Genomic DNA, 25,177 nt, shown 5'->3' with positions numbered 1-25,177 from the left:
ATGAAGAAAAGAGGTAATCTAAATGAGCGTTCATATTAATGCCAAGCAAGGCGAAATCGCAGAAATCGTATTATTACCAGGAGATCCATTACGTGCAAAGTATATTGCCGAAACGTTTTTAGAAGACGTTGTACAGTACAATGAAGTACGTAACATCTTAGGCTATACAGGTACTTATAAGGGCAAACGTATTTCTGTTCAAGGTACGGGTATGGGTGTACCGTCTATTTCAATTTACGCTACAGAGCTAATGCAAGAATACGGTGTACAAAAATTAATTCGCGTTGGTACTTGTGGGGCAATCCAAAAAGATGTAAAAGTACGTGACGTAATTATCGCGCAAACATCTTCAACAGACTCAAGCTTAAACCGCGTCATTTTCGGTGGCAACATCGACTACGCGCCAACTGCAGACTTTGATTTATTATTAAAAGCATACACAGCGGCTAAAGAAGCGGATCTAAGTGTGCGCGTAGGGAACGTATTCACAGCAGATATGTTCTATTCGGATGAGGCACAAAACGAAAAGCTAGCACAATATGGTGTACTAGCTGTTGAGATGGAAACGGCAGCGCTATACACATTAGCAGCGAAATATGGTCGAAAAGCCCTTACAGTATTAACGGTTTCAGACCACATCTTAACAGGTGAAGTAACAACGTCTGAAGAAAGACAGACTACTTTTAACGATATGATGATCATAGCGTTAGAAGCGGCGATTCAAGAGTAGTTGTAGCAACGGTTAGCATTACTCTAATAATTAGCGAGTGACCAAAAGAGAGTAAAGTGATTTTTCACAGACTCTCGTAAAGGTCACTCGCTTTTTTGGTTCTACGATTTCAAGAACACTGTTTAAAATGGTGGAGGAAGGGTAAATTAAACGTGTAACTTGAAAGGATGGGATGAAATGACTTCTGTACGTGATGACATACTTGAAATATTAAATCGTGAAAAAATTGGTACAATGGCAACCGTTCGCAATGGGAAACCATATTCTCGTTATATGACATTCCAGCATGAGGACTTCGTGCTATACACGGTTACAAGTAAGCATTCCGAAAAAGTAGAAGAGCTGCAACAAAATCCGTATACCCATATTTTATATGGCTATGAAAATGAAGGATTTGGTGATGCTTATGTAGAAATCGAAGGCAAAGTGACGGCATTTGAAGATGAAGGTATAAAAAATAAGCTTGCAGAGCTGTTTTCAGGTATTTTTATCGGAACGAAAGATGAAATGCTAACGCTGAAGATTGAGCCGATTCGAATGCGCCTAATGAACAAAAAAGGCGAGCCACCGAAAGAAATTGAATTTACAGCCAAGTAGTTAGTAGTTGCAACGGAAAAAATGAATGCTTGCCTTGTCATAGTGTGAGTGGTACCTGCATAATGTAAACTAGCTCATAATCCTCTAAAACATGTGACATTTTTTAGTGAAAGTTATTTTAACCATAAACTGGGGAAATGCTTTTATGAGGGATGTTGCATGTTTTTTTGATTTAATTCCAAATGATATCGGTAGTTGTGAACGTATGTTTGGAATATACGTTCTCTTTTTATGTGAAATATGTTAGAGTTGTAAGAAACGTTTTTAACATATGGGCAAGGAGAATTATTGACGAATGCTAGGGAACACACACATCGTAGGAGGCATCACAGCTAGTCTTGCTTTTGCACAAATTTCGAATGAAAATCCAGTCATCTTGGTCGGTGCAGGGATTGTCGGTGCGTTATTGCCCGATATTTGCCATGGAGGAAGTAAAATAGGGCGGACATTTCCGATTAGTTCAAAAATTATTAATAAGCTTTTTGGCCATCGTTCTTTCACACATAGTTTACTATTTTTACTTTGTGTAGCGGTGCTAATGAATGCTTTCGTACCTAATAAAGCCGTCACAGTCGGGCTACTTTTAGGAATGCTCAGTCATTATCTTCTAGATATGTGCACGAGACAGGGGATTAAGCTGTTTTTCCCAATCAAAATAAAAGTACGGTTTCCCCTTACAATCAAAACGGGAGGCAAAGTGGAAAAATATGTTTTCACAGCGCTCTGCTTACTATCATTGTACTTCGGCTTAGAAATCATTATGGAAATGGTAAATCTTACGTAAAATTATCCCTGCATGTAGCTCGATTCATGCAGGAATTTTTGTGTATTCTATATCTCCGCGCTTTGAAATGCTTCTCAACTTTCCTCTAACGTCAGCTTCAATAATCGATAAATGGTGAATACTCCAACATAAGCACCAGTCAGTAAAAATACTTCATTCAGGAAAAGGCCGTGAATCGTCGTCATAAATACATCCCCGTCAGCGATTATTTGGTAGATGGAGGTTGAGGCAATAATACTAAATATTAAAAAACTAATTACAGCAAATAGATTAAAAAAATTATGGGCTTTATCTATTCTACGATCTAAATAGAGCATGATAACTGGGATAATAATCGTGAATAATAATAGTAAAATTTTCATATTGTCACTTCCTTCATTATTTGAAGTATGTGTATTTTTAGTAAACAATAAACGTTCGGCACAACACATACGCAAACTCGAAAATAATCTCCATAAATTAAAAGCATATCAAAATGAATGACATAAATGATTTATAAAGTAACCTTTTGTTCAATTAACCCGAACATAGTGATTATTGGAACTAAAAAATGACATTTAAGCATGAAGGGAATTTAGAAGCCTTTATTGAATCTTTAAAACAGGAATACAATTACATAAAAGGAATGGTCAAAAATGAAAAAAGTAATCTTAGGAATTTTACTTGCACTAAATTTAATCAATATATCTACGCCCACCTATGCGACAACCAATCAAATAACAATTGATGGTATTACGATTGCATCTGATGTGAATCTAGAAGTTAAAAATAATCGTACAATGGTTCCTTTACGTGTAATTAGTGAAAACTTAGGAGCTAACGTCAATTGGTCAGATTCGCAAGTCACGCTTACTAAAAACGATATGAAAGTAATCTTAAAATTTAATAGCAATAAAGTAGTAAAAAATGGAAAAACGGAACTTCTTGATGTAAAACCATATATAAAGAATAATCGTACGTTTGTTCCGATGCGTTTTATTGCCGAATCATTTGGCAGCAATGTCAATTATAAATACGGTATAGTCACGGTTGATACGAAGCCATTCATTATTGATAGTGTAAAAGTCAAAGCATTACAGCACGAATATCATGCGACAATGGGCGGAATAATCCAGGAAATTAAAGGGCATGGTTATAACGAAGCTATTTATAATGTTTTTATAGAAAATAAAGGAAGTAAGATAGAAGCTCCTGCTAATTATACGTGGATGAGTCATCCTTCACCTGGGGAATATTATAAAAGCGGTCAATACGATTTTATAGACCAAGAAGGGAATAGCATAGCGCGTTTTGATATGTATACTTTAGTTCAAAGTTTTGATGACAATTTATCCAGTCAACCCCAAGTTTTGATTCATGTGCCTACTGAGCATCAATGGTATTTGTTTAATGAAAACGCAAGACAAGCCATGGATACATTAATTGATAGGGCTTTTGCGAACGGCTTTGTGACGGTTATTAGTAATACCATTCCATAAGGTGTACAAAACCTAATGAGTAAACTTATTTATGCAAAATAATTTCCATAATATAGAATAATAATAGTTATTTGTCTATAATTTAGCTATTGAAATCTAACTAATCCTTCTGACATTTAAGTTCAGGAGGATTTTTGGTTGTTTTTTCTATATAAACAAAAAAATTTAAAAGGAGACATTTATGAACATCCAAAAGTATACACCAAAATATGAGGATAGTTGGCTCCGTTGTAGAGTGCTAGCGTATTTATATACATCTATGTACGAAGATGTTGAAACGTCGAAACCAACATTTGAAGGGCGTCCATCCATTGAGTTGATCGCAATAGAGGACGGGATTGTTGTTGGACTACTAGATATGGTACTTGATACAGAACAATTAAAAACATCCTTTTTAGCAAAAGGCTTAGGCGCGTTTTTAAAAGTTATTGCTGTTCATCCGGACTACCAATCTAAAGGAATTGGGCGTCAGTTATATGAAACAGCTTTAAAAGAACTGGAAAGTACTCCTATTGAATTTATAGAATTGTATACACGGGGAGATGAACAAGCAAATCATTTTTATAAAAAATTAGGGTTTGAATTATTAGTAGAGTCCTATGACGTATTTGGAGTCGAAAAAGATAGAAGCAAATCTATTTTCATCAATGGTATAAAAAATAAAAAGCTCAAGGCAACCTATGAAACCGGTGAAACTTGCGATTATATCATGGTCGATGGGGTATATGAAGTATATGACTTAAAAGCATTAGATAAAATTGACTATGACCGTTACTACCCAGCACGCGGATATTACAAAAAAATAAAATAATAAGTACATTCGCAATATTGATAGGAACCATTTAGTTGGACACAGTTTTTATAGGAAAAGGAGCCAAAGATTATGCCTGTGTATAATAAATTAGTAAGAGATAAGATTTTAGAAATTATCGAAGCAGATGGGTTAACATATAACGCTCGAATCATGGAACCTAATGAGCTTTTAAAAGAAGTTAAGGCGAAGATGATTGAAGAAGCAAAAGAGTTTTACGCGGCAGATACTGTCCATGCAAGCGTTGAAGAATTAGCTGATATTTTAGAGTTAGTACATACAGCTCTTAGTGCATTAGGTGTGACTTATGAAGAACTAGAAGTAATACGACAGCAAAAAAATGAGAAACGTGGAGGCTTTGAAAAGGCAATTTTCTTGATTGATGTCGAGGACAAGTAATTTGTGTCAAAGAGTAACGCTGCAGTCAATGTTGTATACAAGCCTCATTGAAATCCTCAAAATAATGAAAAGTTAGGAAAGAAATGTATCGACGGTTGTATACGCAAAAAATATTCTCAAGAATAGGTTATGGATTGGTCCTCTTCTTCAAATAATGATAAAGAGGAGATGAAAAAAATGAGTAAAGAAGTAGGGAAAATATTTGTAGAAAGATTAACGACCAATAGTGACCCGTTATCCAATATTGTGACCGTCCACCTTTTTTGTGAAAATGCGATTAACTGCTTGATAAAAGCTAAGGGAGTCGGTGTAGAGGACTATTCTAAAAAAAATAGAGGAGATACCTACATCCCTATATTAGATTCAAATTATGCTACAAAACTCTATTTTGTATTCTCGATGGGCTTCATTGATCATAAACTATATGATAATTTACGCTTACTCAATCATTGGCGCAATAAAGCCGCGCATAATATACATGAGGAAATCAAAAGGCTACCAATGGATTTTCATATTTCAAGCGAAAATGAGAAGAAAATTGACCCAGAATCCACTGAAAATGAAATAGTTATTGGTGTCGCGTTTGCAACTTATGTTGAATTACATAAGTTTATTGAAGAAAAATATGACATTGAATTATAGCGTGAACCTTTGCTCAGTGGGAGGTTTGAAAATGCCTCCGAGCATTAAACGGTTACAAATAAAGGGAATAAATAACACCTCATCGAAATACGATAATAATTGATAAGTTCGGGTATAGATGAATAGAAAAGGGGTTGAAGCTTTTGAAAAAATATTACGTATTGGCAACATCGGCACTAATGGTATTCACCTTAGCAGCTTGCTCAGATACGGCTGAACCTATTACAGGCACGCAAGATAAATCGAGCTTAACACTCCAGCAGGTTTTTGAAAAAGCAATCGAGCGTCAGCAAACATTAAAAAATGTACATGCATCAGTGGATATGGAGCAATATACCGAAATGGTGATCGAAGGAGAAACCGTCCAATTTTCAACATCTTCTGATTTAGAAATGGATATTCAGCAAAATCCAATGGCCATGTATACAAAAGGAACGGTCGCAATGGATATGGGCGGTGAATCGATGGAAATGCCGATCGAAATGTATATGAGCAAAGCGGATGGCTTTTACTTGTTAAATGGTGAGGCGAATCAGTGGGTAAAGCTTCCCGACGACCAATATCAGCAAATACTCGCGCAAACAGGTGCACAAACCGATGCCACAGTTCAACTGCAGCAATTGAAGCAGTTCATTGATGATTTTGAGTTCAAACAGGATGATAAGAGCTATTTATTAACATTGAATATTGAAGGGGACAAATTTAAAGAGTTTATTGCTGGGCAATTGGAGGCAACCGTTGGGGAAACAGCAGAAATGTCGAATGATCTCATGAAAACGATGACATTTGAAGACTCCAAATATGAGCTGGTCATTGATAAGAATACGTTTGATACAAAAGAAATTGAGATGGATCTAACAATGAATATGGAAATGGAAGGTCAGCCAGCGCAAATAGTGAATGATGCGACCATTGAATATAGTAAATTTGACGAGTTAGCAGAAATTACTGTACCAAAAGAGGTCAAGGACAAAGCAGTTTCTCAATAATGGAGGCAGTGCAGCGGCAAAATCTTGCTGAATCGCACTGCTTTTTTCTTTATATTGTCATCTAAATAAAAAAATTGGTGACTATTCTTTTCTAGTTGCTAGGAAACTGCTATTATTGGTATATGTGTGAAATCAGTCATGGCAAATATGAGAGTGGTGAAAATTTTAATGGATGAACAAAATCAAAGTGGGCAACAACCCGAAAACAACGAGCAGCAAGTGAAAGTAAAACCTGCGGGTAAATATTTACGCATGAAACCATTTGCATTCATTATGCTCCTATTTCTAACGATTTTAGTTACAGCCGGCTTAACAATTTTTGCGCTTACATTTGGTGAGCAAAAAGTTGTTGAAGTAAAGGTTCCGGTTGAGCGTACCGAATTTAAGCAGCTATATGAAGCGTATGATGCATTAAAAGATAAGTACTATGAAGACGTCGAGGAAGATCAATTGATTCATGGTGCCATTAATGGATTATTCGATTCATTAGGTGACCCCTATTCTGACTATATGGATAAAGAGGAAGCAACATCATTTAATGATAGCTTATCATCGAGCTTCCAAGGCATTGGTGCAGAAATCTCGGAGCGAAACGGCTATATTATGATCGTTTCACCAATCAAAAATACGCCTGCAGAAAAAGCAGGATTACAGCCAAAAGATTTGGTGCTTTCAGTAGATGGCAAAAGCGTAAAGGGCATGAGCTCTACGGAAGCGGTATTACTAATCCGTGGTGAGAAGGGTACTAAAGTCACTTTATCCATTCAACGTGGAGATGCAACACCGTTTGATGTAACCATCGTGCGTGATGATATTCCTGTTGAAACGGTATATGGCGATATTGACGAAAATGGAATCGCACACTTCCAAATTACATCATTTAGCGAGAACACAGCAACAGAACTGGAAAAGCTACTTGAAGAATTTGAAAAGCAAGGCATGACTGCTATCATTTTAGATGTTCGTCAAAATCCAGGTGGTTTCTTAAAAGCGGCAATCGATATTTCAAACTTATTTGTTGAATCTGGTAAAACGATTGTCCAAATCCAAGAAAAAGATCAAGAGCCGTCTATAGTAAAAGCAGATAATGGTATTAAGTATAATCTGCCAATTACGGTATTAATCGATGAAGGAAGTGCCTCTGCTTCAGAAATTTTAGCAGGTGCGTTAAAAGAATCTGCTGGGGCCAAACTAATCGGTTTAACATCATTCGGTAAAGGAACAATGCAAGAAGTCCTTTATATGGAAGACGGTGCAAATTTAAAATTCACAACAGGTAAATGGTTAACACCAGATGGTAACTGGATAAATGAAAAAGGGATTAAGCCAGATGTCGAGGTCAAATATCCTGACTATGCATCATTACCTTATGTTGACCCTACACAGTCCTTTGAAGCGGGTGCAACCAACCCAATGATTCAAACGGCGGAGCGCATTTTAGAGGTGCTTGGCTACAATCCAGGCACAGTGGATACAATGTTCACTGAAGAATCTGTAGACGCCTTAAAGCAATACCAACAAGATAATAAGTTGGAGGTAACAGGTGTATTAACTGGAGAAACAACGTATGCCTTAATGGATGCCATCAGTGAAAAGCTAAAAACAGATGATCCACAAATTTTAAAAGCAAAAGAATTATTAGGTACGACAGAAGCAACAAATGAATAATTCAATTGGGCTGGTCTTGGGTTTATCCTAAGCCAGCCCATTGTGTTAAGGACGTGACGACATGAAGGATGTATATTTATTTAGCGGATTTTTAGGAAGTGGCAAAACATCGATGTTAACGGATGTCATTCGCCAGTTAAAAGAAGCGGGTTTAAAACCTGCTGTAATCATGAATGAGCTTGGAAAACTGCCGTTCGATTCGCAGGCGGTGGAAGAAGATGTACCATTAAAGGAAATGCTGGAGGGCTGTATTTGCTGTAGCGGTGCAGAAAAAACAGAGGCCCAAATTCAATCCTTGTTACATGACCAAGATTTTGATGTGCTAATAATCGAAACAACAGGCGCGGCTCACCCGGTTGAAGCATTGGATGCCGTGTATTCGCCGCTATTTGCCGATCAATTAAATATTAAGGGCATTGTCACCGTAGCAGATAGCAAGCTGTGGCTGGATCGTGCAAGCTTGACACCGCAAGTGCGCTCATTATTTATGGAGCAAATTCGTCACGCACACTTATTGTTAGCCAACAAAACGGATTTACTAACAGAGTCTGAGCAAGCGCAGGTGGTCTACGAATTACAAGGCTTTAACGAAAAAGCATTCATTTTACAAACAACAAATGGGCGCGTGCCACTCAAGTTGCTACAAAACATGCAGTCTACTGCGCGAATTTCAAAAGACGAAATCATCTCTGCGCGCATTGGGGAAAGCTTTAACTTAGGCTCACGCTTAATTGAATTTGAGACAAGCTTTACACAAGAGGATTTTGAAGACTGGGTACGCCAATTACCAGAAACGGTATACCGTATGAAGGGTTATGTACCCATTGAAGGGATAAAAAATCCGATGCTGTTCCAATATGCATACGGAATGGTGCAATGGCTGCCAGAGTATGTAAAAATGGCACCGAATTTAGTGATGATTGGTGAAAATATAAAAGAGATTTCGGTCATTGGGGAATAGGCGTCAATAGCTTTTGACATGAAATTGTTGCGCAGGTTGGATAAATTTACGCATAAAAAAGTAGAATAAACCCCTAAAACTAGGCTTATAGATTGGGAGTTGGACAACTTACCAAAATATAGGCCATTTTTTTTTTGATTTTGCATGTACGATGAAATCACGAAAGGAGGCGTACAAATGAAAAAATCAGTTCTATCATTTTGTACAGTATTACTTTTAGCAACGCAAGCGCCCGTTGCAAATGCAGAGGAGGGCAATGCTGAAGTTAAAGCGAAAGTGAATTACTTCCAATCGGCTTCTGAATTACAATTGCAAATTAATGCAACTAAACTTAACATTCAATGGCCATTTGAAAATATACAAATCGGGGATTTAGAATCAATCTTAAAGCCCTTCCCAAAACCGGAAGTAAAACCAGATCCGAAGCCGGAAACGAAACCGGAAGTGAAGCCAGATCCAAAGCCGGAAACAAAGCCGGAAGTAAAACCAGATCCAAAGCCGGAAACAAAACCGGAAGTGAAGCCAGATCCACAACCAGAAACGAAACCGGAGCAACCAACAACACCACCAGGTCAAGTGACTGAACCAGAACAACCAAGTCAGCCTGATAATAATGTAGATGATGCTGATGTTGCTGCGATTGAAAAGCAAGTCGTTGAATTAACGAATAAAGAACGTGCGAATCAGGGGTTACCAGCGCTTGCAATGGATCAACCATTAATGGCAGCTGCACGTGAGAAATCTCAGGATATGAAAGATCACAACTACTTCTCTCATACTTCACCGACATTTGGTAGCCCATTTGATCGTTTGAAAGCATTAGGTATTTCCTATAAATCAGCTGGGGAAAATATTGCAAAGGGTCAAACAAGTGCGGCACAGGTTGTCCAAGCTTGGATGAACTCTGAAGGCCACCGAGCAAATATTTTAAATCCAGAATTTACGCATATTGGTGTCGGCTATGTTAAGTCGGGCAATATATGGACACAACAATTTATTAAAAAATAATGAAGTAGCCTACCTTTTTTAGGGTAGGCTTTTTAAATATCTGTAAATCATTTTCTACATATAATATTTTTTTGTCTCATTCAACAATAAAGCGATATGGATTTCAAACGTTCTATCGTTATTTTTAAATGAAAAGTTTTCTAAACTCATGAAATATGCTACAATACACAAGGTAGTTTATATGTTAAATGCAAAATATTGTTACCATTCATTTGAATCTTATGTAAGTACATAACTACTTTCAAAAAAACAAAAATAATATAGACAGAAAAACGTATCGTTACTTGAGGAAATTATTATATAAAAATAATAACTGATGCGGTGGCAGCAGATCAAAATGCATGAAACGCAATAATGTTGCATAGAATGGAATACTCATATTGTTTGTTAGGAGAAACTTATGGAAGCAAAATCAATTATTTTAACCGGTGGGGGCACAGCTGGTCATGTTTCGTTGAATGAGGCAATCATCCCATCTTTAATCGAAGCAAATTATGATGTGCACTATATTGGATCACAGGATGGAATCGAGAAGGAATTAATCGGCAACGCTTTTCCTGAATTACCTTATCATAGTATTGCGAGTGGAAAATTACGCCGTTACTTTTCAATGCAAAATTTTACAGACCCATTTAAAGTGTTAATGGGGATAGGGCAGGCATTTTCAATTATTAAAAAGGTAAAGCCAAGTGTTATTTTTTCAAAAGGTGGCTTTGTTTCAGTACCCGTGGTAATTGCTGCAAAATTAGCAAATATTCCAGTTGTTGTACATGAATCAGATGTAACGCCAGGGTTAGCCAACAAAATCGCACTTCCATTTGCATCTCATATTTTTACGGTGTTCAAGGAAACGGTCAAACATTTACCAAATGATAAGGCGACTTGTACGGGCTCCATCATTCGCCAGCAATTATTTGAAGGCAATCGGGAGCGTGGGCTTGCTTACTGTGGTTTTACAGCGGATAAAAAGGTGCTCTTAATTATGGGGGGTAGCCTTGGGTCCGTAGTTATTAACGAGGCGGTGCGTGAAAATTTAACGCAATTACGCGAGCGCTATCAAATCATCCACCTATGTGGTAAGGGAAATGTAAATCCGTCATTAGAAGGGTTAGAAGGGTATCGTCAATTTGAATATGTAACGGATGAATTGCCGAATTTGTTATATGCGGCGGATTTCATAGTATCACGTGCAGGCTCCAATTCTATTTTTGAATTTTTAGCATTACACAAACCGATGCTATTAATTCCGTTATCCGCAGCCAAAAGTCGTGGCGACCAAATATTAAATGCCCGTTTGTTTAAACAACAGGGCTTTGCACATGTTTTGGATGAAGATACAATGACCAATGCATCATTTTATAAGGCGGTGGCGTTACTTGCTGCAAATGCCGATGAAATGATCGATAAAATGCTTGATGTAGAGCAACCAAAAACACCAGCAGAAATGGTGTCCTTAATTACACAATATGAAAAATAAAAATCGCCGAGGTATGGTTGCCTCGGCGATTTCTTTACATTGCTTGCTCTTCTTCGTCGCTTGGTGTGTAAGCCGTTGTTAAGTAGAACAAGTCTTTTGGAATTTTAAATAGGCGAAATTTCGTCTCGCCCTGATTAATTTCATTAAATAGTGAGGGATTGGAATGTTCCGCATCGACTACATAAGGTAATTTGAGTGCGGCAGCTTGTGAGCGACCGTTTTCTTCACGAATACGTAAAAAAACCGTATTAAAATTATAGTCAAAAAATAACTCATTTAAAAAAGCTAACTTTGCTTTTTGGTTGTAGCCAAAGCCTTGGAAGGGTTGACCAATCCAAGTCCCTAAGAAGCCAGCACCCTCGTGAATATCAAAAATACTAATTGTCCCGATTGGCGTACCCCATTCATCGATAATTGTTCGTGATATTGTGAAGCCGTTTTGCTCTTCTTCCATTAATTGCTTCGTCATAAATAAATATTCTTCAGCGGATGTTGCTTTTTGACGTACATAAGGAAACACAGATGGATGACGTAGTAACTCGTACAGTTCTGCAGTTTCGTGAAGTTCTCTTTGTTTTAACATGAGAAACGCCTCCTTTTAAGAAGAAAATGGTAGAGCCTAAATTGAAAATGAAAAAACCTCATTCAAATGGAGATGAAAAAGGTTTTATATCCAAAGGCAGCAGTCATTTCGAACTTGATTCAACCTAAAAGAATCTGACGTTAAACTAGTTGTACGTTAGTCTGAAGTCTCGCTCTACACTAGACGATGAAAAACAATATCGAAATATAATTATTATCTACATTTTATTATAATAACGTCTCTTTGTGCAACTTTCAAGCTCGAAAAGAACATTTTTTTCTATCTAATTGCATATATATTCTGAATAATCTTAATATTCCATTCTTTATTGTCATAATGAATTTTTGCGCAGTATAATAAAAAAATGGATATATTGAAGAGGGAGCGGTTAAAACGATGAGATTACTGAAAGTTCACGGTTCAAGCAATACATTTTATTTATTCGAAGCATTATATGATGATGATGCCAATTATGTACCATTAACAAAATGGCTATGTAATCCATCCAATGAAGGCGGTGCAGATGGGCTATTATTAGTTCTTCCTTCCGAAAATGCAGATGCCAAAATGCGTGTTTTGAATGCGGATGGCTCGGAAGCATCTATGTGCGGCAATGGGCTTCGCTGTGTTGCGCGCTATGTTTGTGAAAAGCTAGGCGTTGAAGAAGCAGTAATTGAAACAATGCGTGCCAATTTGCATGTAAAAAAAGCTCAACCAATTTTTGAAGAGCTGCCAACCTATGCCGTCGAAATTTCACCCGTTTCATTTGAGTTAAAAGCATTGCCGATGTGCTATAATGACCTATCACAAATCCGCCATCAAGTGTTAACGAAGTTTGCACCAGATATATTATTTTCCGCTGTTACTGTACCAAACCCGCATTTAGTAGGGATTGTCGAGGCTTCTTATATTAAAGATTCAGCACATCAAGAGCAGCTTGCTTCCTATTTGAATGAAAATAATGAATTTTGTCCAGATGGCGTCAATGTCAGCTATGTGTACCCTATGTCTGAGCATGAAATATTTGTTCGTACATATGAGCGCGGTGTTGGCTTTACAAATGCGTGTGGTACAGCGATGACAGCTTCGGCGTTAATTGCCAATTTAGAGCACTATGTAAATGTTCCGCTTGTGACTGTTTACAATCCAGGTGGCTTCGTGCAATGTCATGTTCAAACATATGAAAATCAGTATGAATTATCATTAATCGGGAATGCTACCATTATCGGATATTACGAGGTAGAACCGATAGCCAATAGTTTCGTGTTTTCGAATTGTTTTTTAACAAAAGAACAGGTACAATATGAGAAATGTGATATTTTTGCAAGAAATAAACTAGGTCAATATATTTAGTGTATAGTCCTTTGGGAGGTATTTCATGAGCTCGGTGTTTTCTGTTGGGCAATTCGAACTTTTATTTGGTAAAAGTCTTGATGCTGTGTTCTTTATGGAAAAGGTCCATGAGGATTATCGCTATATCCATGTAAATGAAGCAGCGATAAAACTAATTCACATGGATCCTACAGGGAAATTTGTTGGGCAAGTCGTGCCGTCACATTTAGCCCAAAATATTTTAAAGAACTATAATCTAACACTTCAAAACTGTGAACAAGTAGATTATGAGGATTATACTTACGCTGAAATGGAAGTACGAAAACAACATACATCTACAATCCCTGTAATTGAAGGGGACAAGCAATATATTTTAGCGATTACGAAAGAAGTGCATTTGAATCGTGATACGGAAGACAAATATCTGTTTACCCGCTCACTATTTTTTAAATCGTTTTTATCATCGATTGTAATTTCAAATGAAATGACGCTAATTGAGGCTGACCCGAAATTTGCAGATGACTATAATTTAAAACCAGAAATCGTAAAAGACACAACGATTTTTGACCTTCCTTTTGTGGACACGAAGAATGCGGCAATTTTAAGAAAGTATATACTACTTGCGCAAGAGGAGAAAAATATTCCATCCAAAATGCTCTATTTCATTGATAAATCGGGGCAAACACGTCATTATAGTGCGACCTTTTCTTCATTGTCGAGCAATGATGAGATTTTTGCGGTCTTCATTATCTTGCAGGAAATTACAAGCTTCATTAAGCAGAGTCAGGCATTAAAAACGGCCTCTCATGGCTTAGACATGTTTAAGAATGCGATTAGTTCGGTTGCAGATGTTTTGTTTACGAGTCTTGATGGAACGATTTTGGATGTCAATGATCGAGTCATTCAAAATACTGGTTATCAACGAGAAGAATTAATCGGACAAAATCACCGAATCTTTAGCTCAGGTTATCACGAACCTCAATTTTATGAGAACATGTGGAATACGATAAAAAGCGGCAATATTTGGCGTGATGAAGTATGTAACCGTAAAAAAAATGGGGATCTATATTGGATGGATTCTACAATAATACCTCTGAAAAATGTTCAAGGCGAAATCGATCAGTTTTTATCGTTCCAATACAATATTTCTTCTCAAAAACGATTGATGTCAGAGCTTCATAAAATTGAGCAAACGTTCCGCGCAATTACCGAAAACACGAATGATTTTATCGTCATAACAAATCGATGTGGATTAATCAAATATGCATCGCCATCCTATACGCGAAAACTCGGCTACAGCCATGATGAATTAATCGGTTTACCATATGAACGCTTATTAACATCCGATAGTCAGGCAATTTGGCAAGATGTCATTCAACAGCCTCATACAAGTGCCATTCAAGAGCAAAAAATTGAATTACAGCTACGCTCCAAATCAAGTGCTGCCATTTGGACAGAGGGCAATTATACGATTTCTACTGAGCTGATGGAACAGGAAGTAGCAGAAATCGTTATGGTTTCGCGTGAAATTACAGAGCGCAAGGAATTAGAAAAGCGCCTCACATATTTAGCGTATCACGACAGTTTAACGCATTTAGGCAATAGACGTATGCTTTATAAAGAATTTCCCATGATTGTGGAGCGGGCAAAAGAAACTGAAACAAGTCTTGCTATCTTTTATTTAGATGGCGATAATTTTAAGCAAATCAATGATCAATATGGGCATGATGTGGGCGATGAATTTTTAAAATGCTTTGCGCAAACGATTGTGAGCAGTGTGCGACACGATGATTTAGTCATTCGCTTTGGTGGCGATGAATTTTTAGTTGTCGTGACAGGCTTGTCTTTAGAATCGTTTGAAAGAATGAATCAAATTAGGCATATTATTGACCGCTTAAAAGCACAGCTTGCTATTGGCTGGGAAATTAATAATGTACATTTTTCACCGACTTCAACAATTGGGATTGCCATTTACCCTGAAAACAGTACAGATTTGGACGAGCTTATTGATTTAGCTGACCAAGCATTATATGAAGCAAAGCAAACATCGAAAAATTCCTTTCAGCTTTGCCAAGAGACGCAATTGAAATAATTTTACGGGGTGCAGCACAGTTGCATCCCTTTTTTCATGGGTGAATAGTTGTTCTCGTGGTACACTGTAACTAACTTTCATGTAAATTAAGAAAGAAGGCGTTAATGTGAAGCAGAAAATATTAATTGTTGAAGATGAAAAAAACATCGCGCGTTTTTTAGAGTTGGAATTGCAGCATGAACAATTTGAAACAACTCAGGCACATGATGGGAGAAGTGGGCTCGAATTAGCTCTAGCGGAAACCTTTGATTGCATTTTGCTCGATGTCATGCTGCCAGAACTTAATGGAATTGAAGTGTGTCGTCGAATTCGGAAAGTAAGCGATGTCCCGATTTTACTTCTAACTGCAAGAGATGCGGTAATGGATCGTGTGGCGGGCCTTGATGCTGGGGCAGATGATTATATTGTAAAACCTTTTGCCATTGAAGAGCTATTGGCGCGCATACGTTCTATTTTGCGCCGTGTGAAGCCAACAGAGCAACAGGATGTTCTTAAAATTCGCAACTTAGAAATCGATGTCAATGCTTATGAAGTTGTATTCGAAGGTAAAAAGCTAGAGCTTACTAGAACAGAGTTTGATTTACTCAAGCTGCTTGTCGAAAATAATAATCATGTTTGTACGCGTGAATCGATCCTAGAACGGGTATGGGGTTTTGAATCAGAAGTTGAAACAAATGTAGTCGATGTGTATATTCGTCATTTACGGTCAAAACTAAAAACTGAGGATGCGCCTTATATTGAGACAGTGCGCGGTGTTGGCTATGTGGTGCGTGTATGAAAAGATTGCAGGAACGCTTTTTAAAGACATCATTAAAATCTAAATGGATATTAGCAGTGGGCGCGACGATATTTATAAGCTATGCCATAATTTCAGTGGTGCTCTACATCGCCTTACAAACCTGGCTAATAAATAATGAAGAAAAAAATGCAGTGCGCACTGTCGAGGACCTAACGAGTTTTTTTGAGGCGCAAGGAAGCTCTGTTACAATACAGAGATTGCAAAACAATACTGCCTTGATGAAGGCCATTTTAACACAAGAGCAAACGGTGCGTATTTTTAATCTAGATGGCATCGAAGTGATTAGCATTAATGATATTACCCCAATCGCAGCATTTCCTGATGGCAACGATTATCGTGCGACGCTTATTAATGAACAATCAATAGATGGGAAGGATGCTTTTGTTGTCCATAAACTTGTACAAATTGGTCCGTTTCATGGTGTGATGCAGCTAATTCATCCGTTAACGACTTTTCAAGCGATGATGAAGTATATTTTAACGACGATTATTATCGTAGGTATCGGCGCATTAGTATTCTCGGTTTCCATTAGCTATTATTTGGTTAATCTACTTATGAAGCCCCTTGTACAACTGCGCGATGCGATGAATTTAGTCCGCAATGATGGCTTTAAGGCACAGCCTGAATTTCAATATAAAGCTGATGATGAAATTGGCGACTTGCTTCATATGTATCGAACGTTAATGAATGAGCTCGAAATTTCGTTTACTAAGCAACAGCAATTTGTGGCCGATGCTTCCCATGAGCTACGGACGCCTATTCAGGTAATTGAAGGGCATTTATCGCTTCTTTCACGTTGGGGCAAAAATGATCCGCAAGTATTAGATGAATCATTACACACATCCTTGACTGAAATTACACGCATGAAAAAGATGATTGAAGAGCTGTTACAGCTTGCGCGGAATGAAGAGGTCGATGAATCCAAAAGCGCGGATGTCGAAATCGTATATGAAGAAGTAAGCAAAGAGCTGCAGCAGCTTTATCCAACGGCACAGTTTGAGTTTCATGTTATAGGACAGAAGGAAACCGCCGCCATAACGGAACATGCACTCACACAAATTTTCCGAAATATTATGAGTAATGGGATACGTTATAATCGCAACGAACCAAAAATTCAAACAACCGTAAATTATACAGAGCGTGCTATTTTTGTGACGATTGCTGATAACGGGATTGGCATTGCCAAAGAACATATCCCGTATATTTTTGATCGTTTATACCGTATTGATGAGTCACGAACGAATGCGATTACAGGTACTGGGCTCGGATTAAGCATTACTAAAATGCTCCTCGAAAAATATCAAGCAGAGATAAATGTCGAAAGTACGTTGAATAAAGGGACGGCATTTGTAATTAAATTACCAAAGAAGTAGAGTAAATATAGTGCTTCTTCATGGAATTTCAATGGTTCAAGAAAAAAAATGCTTATTTTTCTAAAAATAGTTGTATTTTTTGTGAAGAGTAGTAAGATTGAGATGGAAAAAATGTTCTCTAGCGCGTTCGAATTACTTTCTTTCGGTCAGCGATAAAGAATGGTAAAATATTATTTAATTTATTTTGGTAGATAATAAAGAAAATCTTTATTATCGACAGCAGAAAAAACAGCTTTTTGAATAGTAATAATATTATTCAAGAAATGTTTTTCTAAGTAAATTATTGGAACAGCCATAAGGCAAAATTTGGAGGTTATTTTCATGTCGAACAATGTATTACCTGCAGGTTCTCCATGGTCAGCGTTTTCTGGTCCTAACTTAGGTTATGTATTAGAGCAATATGACTTATTCCTGCAATCTCCTGAAGAAGTTGAACCGGAATTAGTACAATTATTCCAAGCTTACGGTGGTCCTGTATTTGTAGATGGTCAAGCGCCAGCTGCAACAGGTGCAGTAGCAGGTTCTGGAGACTACAAAAAAGTATTAGCTGCCGTTAAATTAGCAGCATCAATTCGCGAAAACGGTCACTTAGCTGCGGATTTATATCCACTTAAAAACCGTGAATTAGACACTTCTCGCATTGAAGTAAGCGGATTCAATTTAACTGATGCAGACCTTGCTGCCATTCCGGCTGAAGTATTCTTCACGTCCGTGCCAGCAGGTGTTACAAATGGTAAGCAAGCAATCGACTATTTAAAATCAGTTTATACTGACAAAGTTGGTGTTGAAGTAGCACACTTACAAAATGCTGAAGAGCGCGCTTGGATTGAAGCTCAAGTGGAAGCTGGCGCATTCAAACAAACACTAGCTGCTGACCAAAAGAAAGCGGTTTTAGAACGCCTAACTCGCATCGAAAACTTTGAAAAATTTATTCATAAAACATTTGTAGGTCAAAAACGTTTCTCTGGTGAAGGTTTAGATACTCAAATTATTTTATTAGATGAAATCATTAAAGGCTCAGAAGCAAAAGGCGTGAAAGATGTACGTATTGGTATGGCTCACCGTGGTCGCTTAAACGTGTTAACGCATGTATTAAACAAACCATATGACATGATGTTCTCGGACTTTGCACATGTTTCTAATGACCTATTCTTACCGGAAGATGGTAAGTTAGAAATTACAAAAGGTTGGACGGGCGACGTTAAATACCATATGGGTGCTTCTTACACATATGATTCTGGTTTAAACGTCAAATTAGCTTACAACCCATCTCACTTAGAAGTTGGGAATCCGTTAGTTATCGGTGGCGTTCGTGCTGCACAAGATGATACATCAGCTCCAGGCTTTGCAAAACATGATGATTCTAAAGCATTAGGTATCCTATTACACGGTGATGCTGCATTCGCAGGTCAAGGGATTGTTACAGAAGGCTTTAACTTCTCACAAGTTGAGGGCTTCAAAACAGGTGGTACTGTTCAAATTATCGCTAACAACATGATCGGTTTCACAACGGAATTATTCGATTCACGTTCTTCTAACTACGCATCTGACCCAGCTAAAGGGTATGATATTCCAGTAGTTCACGTAAATGCGGATAGCCCAGAAACAGTGGCTGCTGTTGGTCGCTTTGTAGCAGAATACCGTGCGAAGTTCAAAAAAGACATCGTAATTGATTTAATTGGTTACCGTCGTTATGGTCACAACGAAACAGATGACCCAACAGTAACAAACCCAGAAACATATAAATTAGTATCTAAACATGAGCCAATCCGTGCTTTATACGGTGCTGAATTAGCAGCAGCTGGTGTATTATCAGCGGACGAAGTAAAGGCGCTTGATACGAAAATCTATGCTGAAATGCAAGCTGCATACGATCACGTAAAAGCAATGGCAGAAAAAGACGAGCACAAAACGTTAGAAATGCCAGAAGAATTAAAAGTTGAATTCCCAGAAATCGACACAACTGTTGATGCTGAGCGTTTAGCAAAAGTAAACGAAGATTTATTAGTATTTGCTGATGGTTTCGAGCCACAAAACAAATTAGGCAAAATCTTAGCAAAACGTCGTGATGCATTTGCTGAAGCAAAAATTGACTGGGGTCATGCGGAAACATTAGCATACGCTACAATTACGCAAGACGGCACACCAGTTCGTTTCACTGGTCAAGATGCACAGCGTGGTACGTTCTCTCAACGTCACTTAGTATTACACGACAAAAACAACGGTTCTGAGTTCACACCATTACACCATGTAGAGGGCGTTAAAGCTTCATTCACTGTTTACAATTCACCACTTACTGAAGCTGGGGTTGTAGGTTATGAATATGGCTACAACTTAGAAAACGAAAACGTATTATCTGTATGGGAAGCACAATTCGGTGACTTCTCAAACATGGCACAAGTAATGTTCGATAACTTCATCTCAAGTGCACGCTCTAAATGGGGTCAAAAATCTGGTTTCGTCATCCTTTTACCACATGGTTATGAAGGTCAGGGTCCAGAGCACTCATCTAGCCGTATGGAACGTTACTTACAATTATCAGCTGAAAACAACTGGTTCGTAGCAAACTGTTCAAACGCAGGTAACTACTACCACTTATTACGTCGTCAAGCAGGCTTACTTGGAACTGAAGGCGTTCGTCCATTAGTAGTTGTTTCACCAAAATCTTTACTACGTCACCCATTAGCTGCAGCATCTGCTGAGCAACTTGCAACAGGTCGCTTCCAAGAAGTAATCGAGCAAGAGGGCTTAGGTAAAAACGTAGAAGCAGTAGAAAAAGTATTACTTGGTTCAGGTAAAGTGATGATTGACCTTGCTGAACGTGTGAAAGATGGAGAAGGCTTCGATCACTTACACATCGTACGTGTTGAGCAAATCTATCCATTCCCAACAGCGCAAGTAAAAGAAATTATCGCGCGTTTCCCAAATGTGAAAGAAATTGTTTGGGTACAAGAAGAGCCGAAAAACCAAGGTTCATGGACTTATGTTCTTGAAACATTATATAATATCGCTGAAGGCAAAAAAGTGCGCTATGTAGGTCGTCCTGCAATGAGCTCAACTTCTGAAGGTGACGGCGATTCACATAAAGCAGCTCAAGCTAAATTAGTGAACGAAGCACTTGAAAAATAATCTCTGTCTTTACGATAAAAGACAATGACAGCAAGCAATTTAGATATAGTTTGATTGAAATACGGCTACTTCATAAAATGGAGTAGCCAGCTATACGAATATGTATAGCGTTATTAAAGGAGGATATTAACGTGGCTGAAATTAAAGTCCCTGAGTTAGCAGAATCAATTACTGAAGGTACAATTGCCCAGTGGGTGAAAAAAGTTGGAGATCGCGTAGAAAAAGGCGAATTCATCGTAGAATTAGAAACAGATAAAGTAAACGCTGAAATCATCTCTGAGGAAGCAGGCGTATTAACACAAATTTTAGCTGAAGAAGGCGATACTGTACTTGTAGGTCAAGTAATCGCAGTAGTTGAGGCTGGCGAAGGTGCAGCACCAGCTCCAGTTGAAGCAAAAGAAGAAACGGCTCCAGCACAAGAAGCGCCAAAAGCAGCACCAGCTCCAGTAGAAGTTGAAGAAACGTCTGGTGAGCGTGTAATCGCATCTCCAGCAGCACGTAAATTAGCTCGTGAAAAAGGAATTGACTTAGCAGCGATCTCTCCAGTAGATCCACAAGGTCGCGTACGTGTACAAGACGTAGCAGCGCATGGTACGGCACCAGTTGCTCAAGCAGCAGCACCAGTAGCAGCTACAGCAGGCCCAATGATCTTCACGCCTGCTGGTGAAACAGACCGTGTAACAGTTGAAAAAATGTCTCGTCGTCGTCAAACAATTGCTAAACGTTTATTAGAAGTAAAACAATCAACAGCAATGTTAACAACATTCAACGAAATCGACATGACAAACATCATGGCATTACGTAAACGCAAACAAGAGCAGTTCGTGAAAGCAAACGACATTAAATTAGGTTTCATGTCATTCTTCACAAAAGCGGTTGTTGCAGCACTTAAAAAATATCCATATGTTAACGCTCAAATCAATGGTGATGAAATTCACTTAAACAACTTCTTCGATATCGGAATCGCGGTTTCAACTGAAGAAGGTCTAGTTGTACCAGTAGTTCGTGATGCTAACGCTAAGAACTTCGCTGAAATTGAGAAAAACATTGCTGAATTAGCAGGCAAGGCTCGCGACAAAAAATTAGGCTTAAACGACATGGCTGGTGGTTCATTTACAATCACTAACGGTGGTGTATTCGGTTCATTAATGTCTACACCAATCATGAACGGTACACAAGCTGGTATTTTAGGTATGCACTCAATCGTTAACCGCCCTGTAGCTGTAAACGGTGAAGTACAAATCCGTCCAATGATGTACGTGGCATTATCTTATGACCACCGTATTATCGATGGTAAAGATTCTGTAGGCTTCTTAAAAACAGTTAAAGAAATGATCGAAAACCCAGAAGATTTATTATTAAACTCATAAGAAACCCGAAACCCCACAATCGCTGGAATATCAGTGTTTGTGGGGTTTTTTCGATAGTTTTATGGAAATGAATAACATCAAATGTTAAATGAGACGAGCAATAGGATAAATCGAATAAGTAGGTAGGAATGGTAAATGGAAGGGGGGATAGGGTATTATATATGCTATTAAAGAGGTTGATTATAATAATTGACTGCCAATAGGTTGATCTAGTATAAACAGTACACTGAATTAATTAATATAAAATGCTGTAGCGTGCTCTTATGCTACAGCCAAGTAATGTATAAATGCGCAAGTGAAAAAGTAGACAAAAAAACCAGCAAATGACTGCTGGTTTTGTCTTTTTTAACTTAATAGGACTTGTTATTGTTATTTGAAAATTGACCAGAAGCTTGCATTTTGTTAGCTTCTGCTTGTTGCAGTTGTTGTTTAATTTGGTTAACATCAGTTTCACTTCCGAATTCCTCGTTCATTGAATTCGGTGATGCAAAACGACCAGAAGCTTGATTTTTGTTCGCTTCTGCCTGTTGGATCTTTTGTCTAATTTGGTTTACGTATTCGTTGTTATCATATGACATGTAATTCACCTCCCGAAATTAGTCTGTACAAAAGAATATTAATTATCCTTAGATTTTTTTGGCTGGAAATTAAGCTAAAATTTATTACTCAAAAATCAAGTATAGCTTTTCTTTTAAGGGATATTTTAGCGTTGGAAGTGAAGACTAGGTTGAATAAAAACGCAAAAAAAGATATCAGGAACACAAAATAAAAGGTATAAGAAAAAAGTCCCCAGTTTAAACTGGGAACAAATTAGCAGATGCTATTCTTTAGAATATTTTAAGTGTAATGGCGGCGGAACAAGCCATCCTTTTTCTTTATTCATACGTAATAATTTTGCGCCAAGCTGTGCCTTAGCTAAATGGAATTGGCCATACATTAATGCAATATCTTCGCGTAAAGAAATGCCCATTGCTTGACTACATGCAACTAACCCAGCAGCAATGTCAGCCGAAAGTGCAGCGCTAATTTCTGGATCATTAAATCTTGCACCCGGTGGAATATCTTCTACCCTCGCTACTGGACGTTCTGGAGGAGCAAGTGGTAATCCAACCCCATTACTTTTTAAAATTTTCTCTAATATTTTTATTTCTTCACGTGCTACTTGAATCGCATCTTCTATAAACTTTTTTAAATCGACATCACCGGTATGATTATAAAATGTTTGAAATCCCGCAATCATTCCATAATCTACCATTAAATTAGACCAAACAGTAAATACCTCTCCATAGTGCAATGGTTCATCTTTAGGGTTTCCAGATAGTATTCCCAAACTCCATCTTCCTTTCATTTTCATATTCATACAAGGATTATTATGGGGAAAATAAAATAATTAATACATGAAAACTTAAATTTTGATACTTTTGATTCTTTCACAAAGTAATTTCCATTTAAAACACCTAAGCATCCGTTTAAGAGAACAATATTATATATAACAAATCTAAATTTGCCCATGTAAATGGTTTTAGTAAATAAGAGTGCGCCATGAAAAGTAGGAATTTATCATGAATTTGATATGGATTTGAGTAGTATAAAGGGCTTTTTTAAAAACTTAAGTGCATAAATGAACCCACATTGCAATAGTAGATACTATTTCAGCAATTTTTAAGCATAACTTGTTGTAACAAGGAATAGTAATAAATAGAAACAACTTTTCGAAAATTGCTTATTGACGAAATTGTGTCACTCATGTAAGATTAACATATCAATTTCATAACAAAACCTCACAAACTTGTGAGGTAGAGGCGCGATATTTATTAGTTTTGATGGAGCCAATGAGCTGGCTAAGAAGTTTGAAAGAAGGAAATGTCGCCGAAGTGTTATTAAAGCTCGAGTTAATAATGCTGGGTCTGCAGTGAATAAGTGCAGAACTGTCTCAATCGTCACCCCGGATGATTGAGTTGTGCTATCTCAAAAAGGGAATGTAGAGGATTTGGGCTAACTGTACACGTATAACGACCTAAAGACTTCTTTTAGGTCGTTTTTAGTATACATAAAACCCAAAAATTAAAAAATAAGGAGAGAAATGCTATGAAAAAGAAGCTATTAATATTCTTAACAGCCATGATGACAATGCTCGTATTAGCAGCATGTGGTACAGAAGATGAGGGAACTACTAGTACTTCTGGTACGGATCAAAAGGTTTTAAAAGTCGGAATGGAAGCAGCCTATGCACCATTCAACTGGTCGCAAAAAGATGATGCGAACGGTGGGGTAGCGATTAAAGACTCTAAGGAATTTGCAGCAGGCTATGACGTAGAATTTGCGAAGAAAATTGCTGATGGTTTAGGGATGAAGCTAGAAATCGTGAAAACGGATTGGGACGGCTTAATCCCTTCATTACAATCAGGTGCCATTGATGTCGTAATCGCGGGGATGTCACCAACGCCTGAGCGTAAAGGAACAATCGACTTCACTGAAAACTATTACACAAGTGATTATGTAATTGTAGTAAAAGAAGATGGCCCTTATGCAAATGCCGAAACATTAGAAGACTTCTCAGGTGCTAAAATTACGGGTCAACAAGCAACAACACACTATGATGTAGTTGATCAAATTCCAGGTGTCAAAAAGCAAGTAGCTGGTACGGACTTCGGTGCGATGCGCGTACAATTACAATCAGGTGCTATTGATGGCTATGTATCAGAGCGTCCAGAAGGCATCTCTGCTGAAATGGCATTAGAAAACATTAAATATATCGTTCCAGAGCCAAATTTCGAGGCAGATCCATCCGCAACGGCGATTGCAGTAGGTCTTAAAAAGGGCTCGTCGTTAACAGAGCAAATCAACAAAGTATTAGCAGAAATTTCGGATGAAGAGCGTCAAAAAATGATGGAAGACGCAATTGCAAACCAACCAGCAGCTCAGTAAGTTGCTAAACAAATAGGTTGTCTTGCC

23 protein-coding genes and 1 riboswitch are annotated in these 25,177 nt (G+C 37.8%); of the genes, 19 read left to right on the top strand and 4 right to left on the bottom strand.

The window, feature by feature from the left end; genetic code table 11:
- Positions 1-22: 22 nt before the first annotated feature.
- The 3 genes from deoD to MKX47_RS09900 all read left to right on the top strand — a co-directional run bounded on the left by deoD (position 23) and on the right by MKX47_RS09900 (position 2,111).
- On the top strand, positions 23-730 hold the full coding sequence (gene deoD / locus MKX47_RS09910; RefSeq protein WP_340773578.1) for a purine-nucleoside phosphorylase: 708 nt from the start codon (positions 23-25) through the stop codon (positions 728-730).
- 177 nt (positions 731-907) lie between these two features.
- Positions 908-1,327 carry a pyridoxamine 5'-phosphate oxidase family protein gene (locus MKX47_RS09905; protein ID WP_340773576.1) on the top strand — a complete coding sequence of 140 codons (420 nt, stop codon included), beginning with the start codon at positions 908-910 and terminating at the stop codon, positions 1,325-1,327.
- A gap of 295 nt (positions 1,328-1,622) precedes the next feature.
- Complete coding sequence (locus MKX47_RS09900; protein ID WP_340773574.1) at positions 1,623-2,111, top strand: metal-dependent hydrolase; 489 nt, start codon at positions 1,623-1,625, stop codon at positions 2,109-2,111.
- Between the two features lie 74 nt (positions 2,112-2,185).
- On the opposite strand, the gene MKX47_RS09895 is transcribed toward MKX47_RS09900, so the two are convergent.
- Positions 2,186-2,473, bottom strand: coding sequence for a transposase (locus tag MKX47_RS09895; protein ID WP_340773572.1), 288 nt, complete (start codon positions 2,471-2,473; stop codon positions 2,186-2,188).
- A gap of 273 nt (positions 2,474-2,746) precedes the next feature.
- On the opposite strand from MKX47_RS09895, the gene MKX47_RS09890 reads away from it, so the two are divergent.
- From MKX47_RS09890 to MKX47_RS09850, 9 genes are all read left to right on the top strand, one after another.
- Positions 2,747-3,589: a copper amine oxidase N-terminal domain-containing protein gene (locus MKX47_RS09890; protein ID WP_340773566.1), complete on the top strand. Its 843-nt coding sequence runs from the start codon at positions 2,747-2,749 to the stop codon at positions 3,587-3,589.
- 181 nt (positions 3,590-3,770) lie between these two features.
- The gene (locus MKX47_RS09885) at positions 3,771-4,400 is read left to right on the top strand and encodes a GNAT family N-acetyltransferase (protein WP_340773564.1); all 630 of its coding nucleotides are present in this window, start codon (positions 3,771-3,773) and stop codon (positions 4,398-4,400) included.
- A gap of 72 nt (positions 4,401-4,472) precedes the next feature.
- Positions 4,473-4,799, top strand: coding sequence for a nucleoside triphosphate pyrophosphohydrolase (locus MKX47_RS09880; RefSeq protein WP_340773563.1), 327 nt, complete (start codon positions 4,473-4,475; stop codon positions 4,797-4,799).
- Between the two features lie 177 nt (positions 4,800-4,976).
- Positions 4,977-5,441 (top strand): RND transporter, encoded by a 465-nt coding sequence (locus MKX47_RS09875; protein ID WP_340773561.1) that lies wholly within the window; start codon positions 4,977-4,979, stop codon positions 5,439-5,441.
- Between the two features lie 143 nt (positions 5,442-5,584).
- On the top strand, positions 5,585-6,430 hold the full coding sequence (locus MKX47_RS09870; RefSeq protein ID WP_340773559.1) for a DUF6612 family protein: 846 nt from the start codon (positions 5,585-5,587) through the stop codon (positions 6,428-6,430).
- A 168-nt stretch (positions 6,431-6,598) separates the two neighbouring features.
- On the top strand, positions 6,599-8,098 hold the full coding sequence (locus tag MKX47_RS09865) for a lmo1851 family serine protease (RefSeq protein ID WP_340777780.1): 1,500 nt from the start codon (positions 6,599-6,601) through the stop codon (positions 8,096-8,098).
- Between the two features lie 61 nt (positions 8,099-8,159).
- Positions 8,160-9,059, top strand: coding sequence for a CobW family GTP-binding protein (locus MKX47_RS09860; RefSeq protein WP_340773556.1), 900 nt, complete (start codon positions 8,160-8,162; stop codon positions 9,057-9,059).
- Between the two features lie 177 nt (positions 9,060-9,236).
- Positions 9,237-10,067 carry a CAP domain-containing protein gene (locus MKX47_RS09855; RefSeq protein ID WP_340773554.1) on the top strand — a complete coding sequence of 277 codons (831 nt, stop codon included), beginning with the start codon at positions 9,237-9,239 and terminating at the stop codon, positions 10,065-10,067.
- 400 nt (positions 10,068-10,467) lie between these two features.
- Positions 10,468-11,544: an undecaprenyldiphospho-muramoylpentapeptide beta-N-acetylglucosaminyltransferase gene (locus tag MKX47_RS09850; protein ID WP_340773551.1), complete on the top strand. Its 1,077-nt coding sequence runs from the start codon at positions 10,468-10,470 to the stop codon at positions 11,542-11,544.
- A gap of 34 nt (positions 11,545-11,578) precedes the next feature.
- Here the strand turns inward: MKX47_RS09850 and MKX47_RS09845 are convergent, their stop codons facing one another.
- Positions 11,579-12,127, bottom strand: coding sequence for a GNAT family N-acetyltransferase (locus MKX47_RS09845; protein ID WP_340773549.1), 549 nt, complete (start codon positions 12,125-12,127; stop codon positions 11,579-11,581).
- Between the two features lie 396 nt (positions 12,128-12,523).
- Between MKX47_RS09845 and dapF the strand changes: the two genes are divergently transcribed.
- The 6 genes from dapF to odhB all read left to right on the top strand — a co-directional run bounded on the left by dapF (position 12,524) and on the right by odhB (position 22,222).
- On the top strand, positions 12,524-13,480 hold the full coding sequence (gene dapF, locus MKX47_RS09840; RefSeq protein WP_340773548.1) for a diaminopimelate epimerase: 957 nt from the start codon (positions 12,524-12,526) through the stop codon (positions 13,478-13,480).
- A 25-nt stretch (positions 13,481-13,505) separates the two neighbouring features.
- Complete coding sequence (locus MKX47_RS09835) at positions 13,506-15,551, top strand: sensor domain-containing diguanylate cyclase (protein ID WP_340773545.1); 2,046 nt, start codon at positions 13,506-13,508, stop codon at positions 15,549-15,551.
- A gap of 106 nt (positions 15,552-15,657) precedes the next feature.
- Positions 15,658-16,329, top strand: a complete 672-nt coding sequence (locus tag MKX47_RS09830) for a response regulator transcription factor (protein ID WP_340773542.1) — start codon at positions 15,658-15,660, stop codon at positions 16,327-16,329.
- Complete coding sequence (locus tag MKX47_RS09825; RefSeq protein ID WP_340773539.1) at positions 16,326-17,723, top strand: HAMP domain-containing sensor histidine kinase; 1,398 nt, start codon at positions 16,326-16,328, stop codon at positions 17,721-17,723. The genes MKX47_RS09830 and MKX47_RS09825 overlap by 4 nt, the downstream gene beginning before the upstream one ends.
- A 321-nt stretch (positions 17,724-18,044) precedes the next feature.
- Positions 18,045-20,852: a 2-oxoglutarate dehydrogenase E1 component gene (locus MKX47_RS09820; protein ID WP_340773537.1), complete on the top strand. Its 2,808-nt coding sequence runs from the start codon at positions 18,045-18,047 to the stop codon at positions 20,850-20,852.
- A 131-nt stretch (positions 20,853-20,983) separates the two neighbouring features.
- The gene (gene odhB / locus MKX47_RS09815; protein WP_340773535.1) at positions 20,984-22,222 is read left to right on the top strand and encodes a 2-oxoglutarate dehydrogenase complex dihydrolipoyllysine-residue succinyltransferase; all 1,239 of its coding nucleotides are present in this window, start codon (positions 20,984-20,986) and stop codon (positions 22,220-22,222) included.
- Positions 22,223-22,572: 350 nt separating this feature from the next.
- On the opposite strand, the gene MKX47_RS09810 is transcribed toward odhB, so the two are convergent.
- Together MKX47_RS09810 and MKX47_RS09805 are read right to left on the bottom strand one after the other, a co-directional pair.
- The gene (locus MKX47_RS09810) at positions 22,573-22,800 is read right to left on the bottom strand and encodes a gamma-type small acid-soluble spore protein (protein WP_340773532.1); all 228 of its coding nucleotides are present in this window, start codon (positions 22,798-22,800) and stop codon (positions 22,573-22,575) included.
- Positions 22,801-23,042: 242 nt separating this feature from the next.
- On the bottom strand, positions 23,043-23,552 hold the full coding sequence (locus MKX47_RS09805) for a DUF3231 family protein (RefSeq protein WP_340773529.1): 510 nt from the start codon (positions 23,550-23,552) through the stop codon (positions 23,043-23,045).
- A 459-nt stretch (positions 23,553-24,011) separates the two neighbouring features.
- A riboswitch (Lysine riboswitch) is annotated at positions 24,012-24,196 on the top strand.
- A 114-nt stretch (positions 24,197-24,310) separates the two neighbouring features.
- Here MKX47_RS09805 and MKX47_RS09800 point away from each other — a divergent pair.
- The gene (locus MKX47_RS09800) at positions 24,311-25,150 is read left to right on the top strand and encodes a transporter substrate-binding domain-containing protein (protein ID WP_340773526.1); all 840 of its coding nucleotides are present in this window, start codon (positions 24,311-24,313) and stop codon (positions 25,148-25,150) included.
- Positions 25,151-25,177: the final 27 nt, after the last annotated feature.

This window comes from Solibacillus sp. FSL R7-0668, from assembly GCF_038006205.1.
Taxonomy (GTDB): domain Bacteria; phylum Bacillota; class Bacilli; order Bacillales_A; family Planococcaceae; genus Solibacillus.
This window is presented reverse-complemented; position numbering and strand designations above follow the sequence as displayed.

What these genes read in the sequence shown, in the direction of transcription:
- deoD (WP_340773578.1), top strand. Translation starts at nt 23, where the DNA reads ATGAGCGTTCATATTAATGCCAAGCAAGGCGAAATCGCAGAAATCGTA.
- MKX47_RS09905 (WP_340773576.1), top strand. Translation starts at nt 908, where the DNA reads ATGACTTCTGTACGTGATGACATACTTGAAATATTAAATCGTGAAAAA.
- MKX47_RS09900 (WP_340773574.1), top strand. Translation starts at nt 1,623, where the DNA reads ATGCTAGGGAACACACACATCGTAGGAGGCATCACAGCTAGTCTTGCT.
- MKX47_RS09895 (WP_340773572.1), bottom strand. Translation starts at nt 2,473, where the DNA reads ATGAAAATTTTACTATTATTATTCACGATTATTATCCCAGTTATCATG.
- MKX47_RS09890 (WP_340773566.1), top strand. Translation starts at nt 2,747, where the DNA reads ATGAAAAAAGTAATCTTAGGAATTTTACTTGCACTAAATTTAATCAAT.
- MKX47_RS09885 (WP_340773564.1), top strand. Translation starts at nt 3,771, where the DNA reads ATGAACATCCAAAAGTATACACCAAAATATGAGGATAGTTGGCTCCGT.
- MKX47_RS09880 (WP_340773563.1), top strand. Translation starts at nt 4,473, where the DNA reads ATGCCTGTGTATAATAAATTAGTAAGAGATAAGATTTTAGAAATTATC.
- MKX47_RS09875 (WP_340773561.1), top strand. Translation starts at nt 4,977, where the DNA reads ATGAGTAAAGAAGTAGGGAAAATATTTGTAGAAAGATTAACGACCAAT.
- MKX47_RS09865 (WP_340777780.1), top strand. Translation starts at nt 6,599, where the DNA reads ATGGATGAACAAAATCAAAGTGGGCAACAACCCGAAAACAACGAGCAG.
- MKX47_RS09860 (WP_340773556.1), top strand. Translation starts at nt 8,160, where the DNA reads ATGAAGGATGTATATTTATTTAGCGGATTTTTAGGAAGTGGCAAAACA.
- MKX47_RS09855 (WP_340773554.1), top strand. Translation starts at nt 9,237, where the DNA reads ATGAAAAAATCAGTTCTATCATTTTGTACAGTATTACTTTTAGCAACG.
- MKX47_RS09850 (WP_340773551.1), top strand. Translation starts at nt 10,468, where the DNA reads ATGGAAGCAAAATCAATTATTTTAACCGGTGGGGGCACAGCTGGTCAT.
- MKX47_RS09845 (WP_340773549.1), bottom strand. Translation starts at nt 12,127, where the DNA reads ATGTTAAAACAAAGAGAACTTCACGAAACTGCAGAACTGTACGAGTTA.
- dapF (WP_340773548.1), top strand. Translation starts at nt 12,524, where the DNA reads ATGAGATTACTGAAAGTTCACGGTTCAAGCAATACATTTTATTTATTC.
- MKX47_RS09835 (WP_340773545.1), top strand. Translation starts at nt 13,506, where the DNA reads ATGAGCTCGGTGTTTTCTGTTGGGCAATTCGAACTTTTATTTGGTAAA.
- MKX47_RS09825 (WP_340773539.1), top strand. Translation starts at nt 16,326, where the DNA reads ATGAAAAGATTGCAGGAACGCTTTTTAAAGACATCATTAAAATCTAAA.
- MKX47_RS09820 (WP_340773537.1), top strand. Translation starts at nt 18,045, where the DNA reads ATGTCGAACAATGTATTACCTGCAGGTTCTCCATGGTCAGCGTTTTCT.
- MKX47_RS09810 (WP_340773532.1), bottom strand. Translation starts at nt 22,800, where the DNA reads ATGTCATATGATAACAACGAATACGTAAACCAAATTAGACAAAAGATC.
- MKX47_RS09800 (WP_340773526.1), top strand. Translation starts at nt 24,311, where the DNA reads ATGAAAAAGAAGCTATTAATATTCTTAACAGCCATGATGACAATGCTC.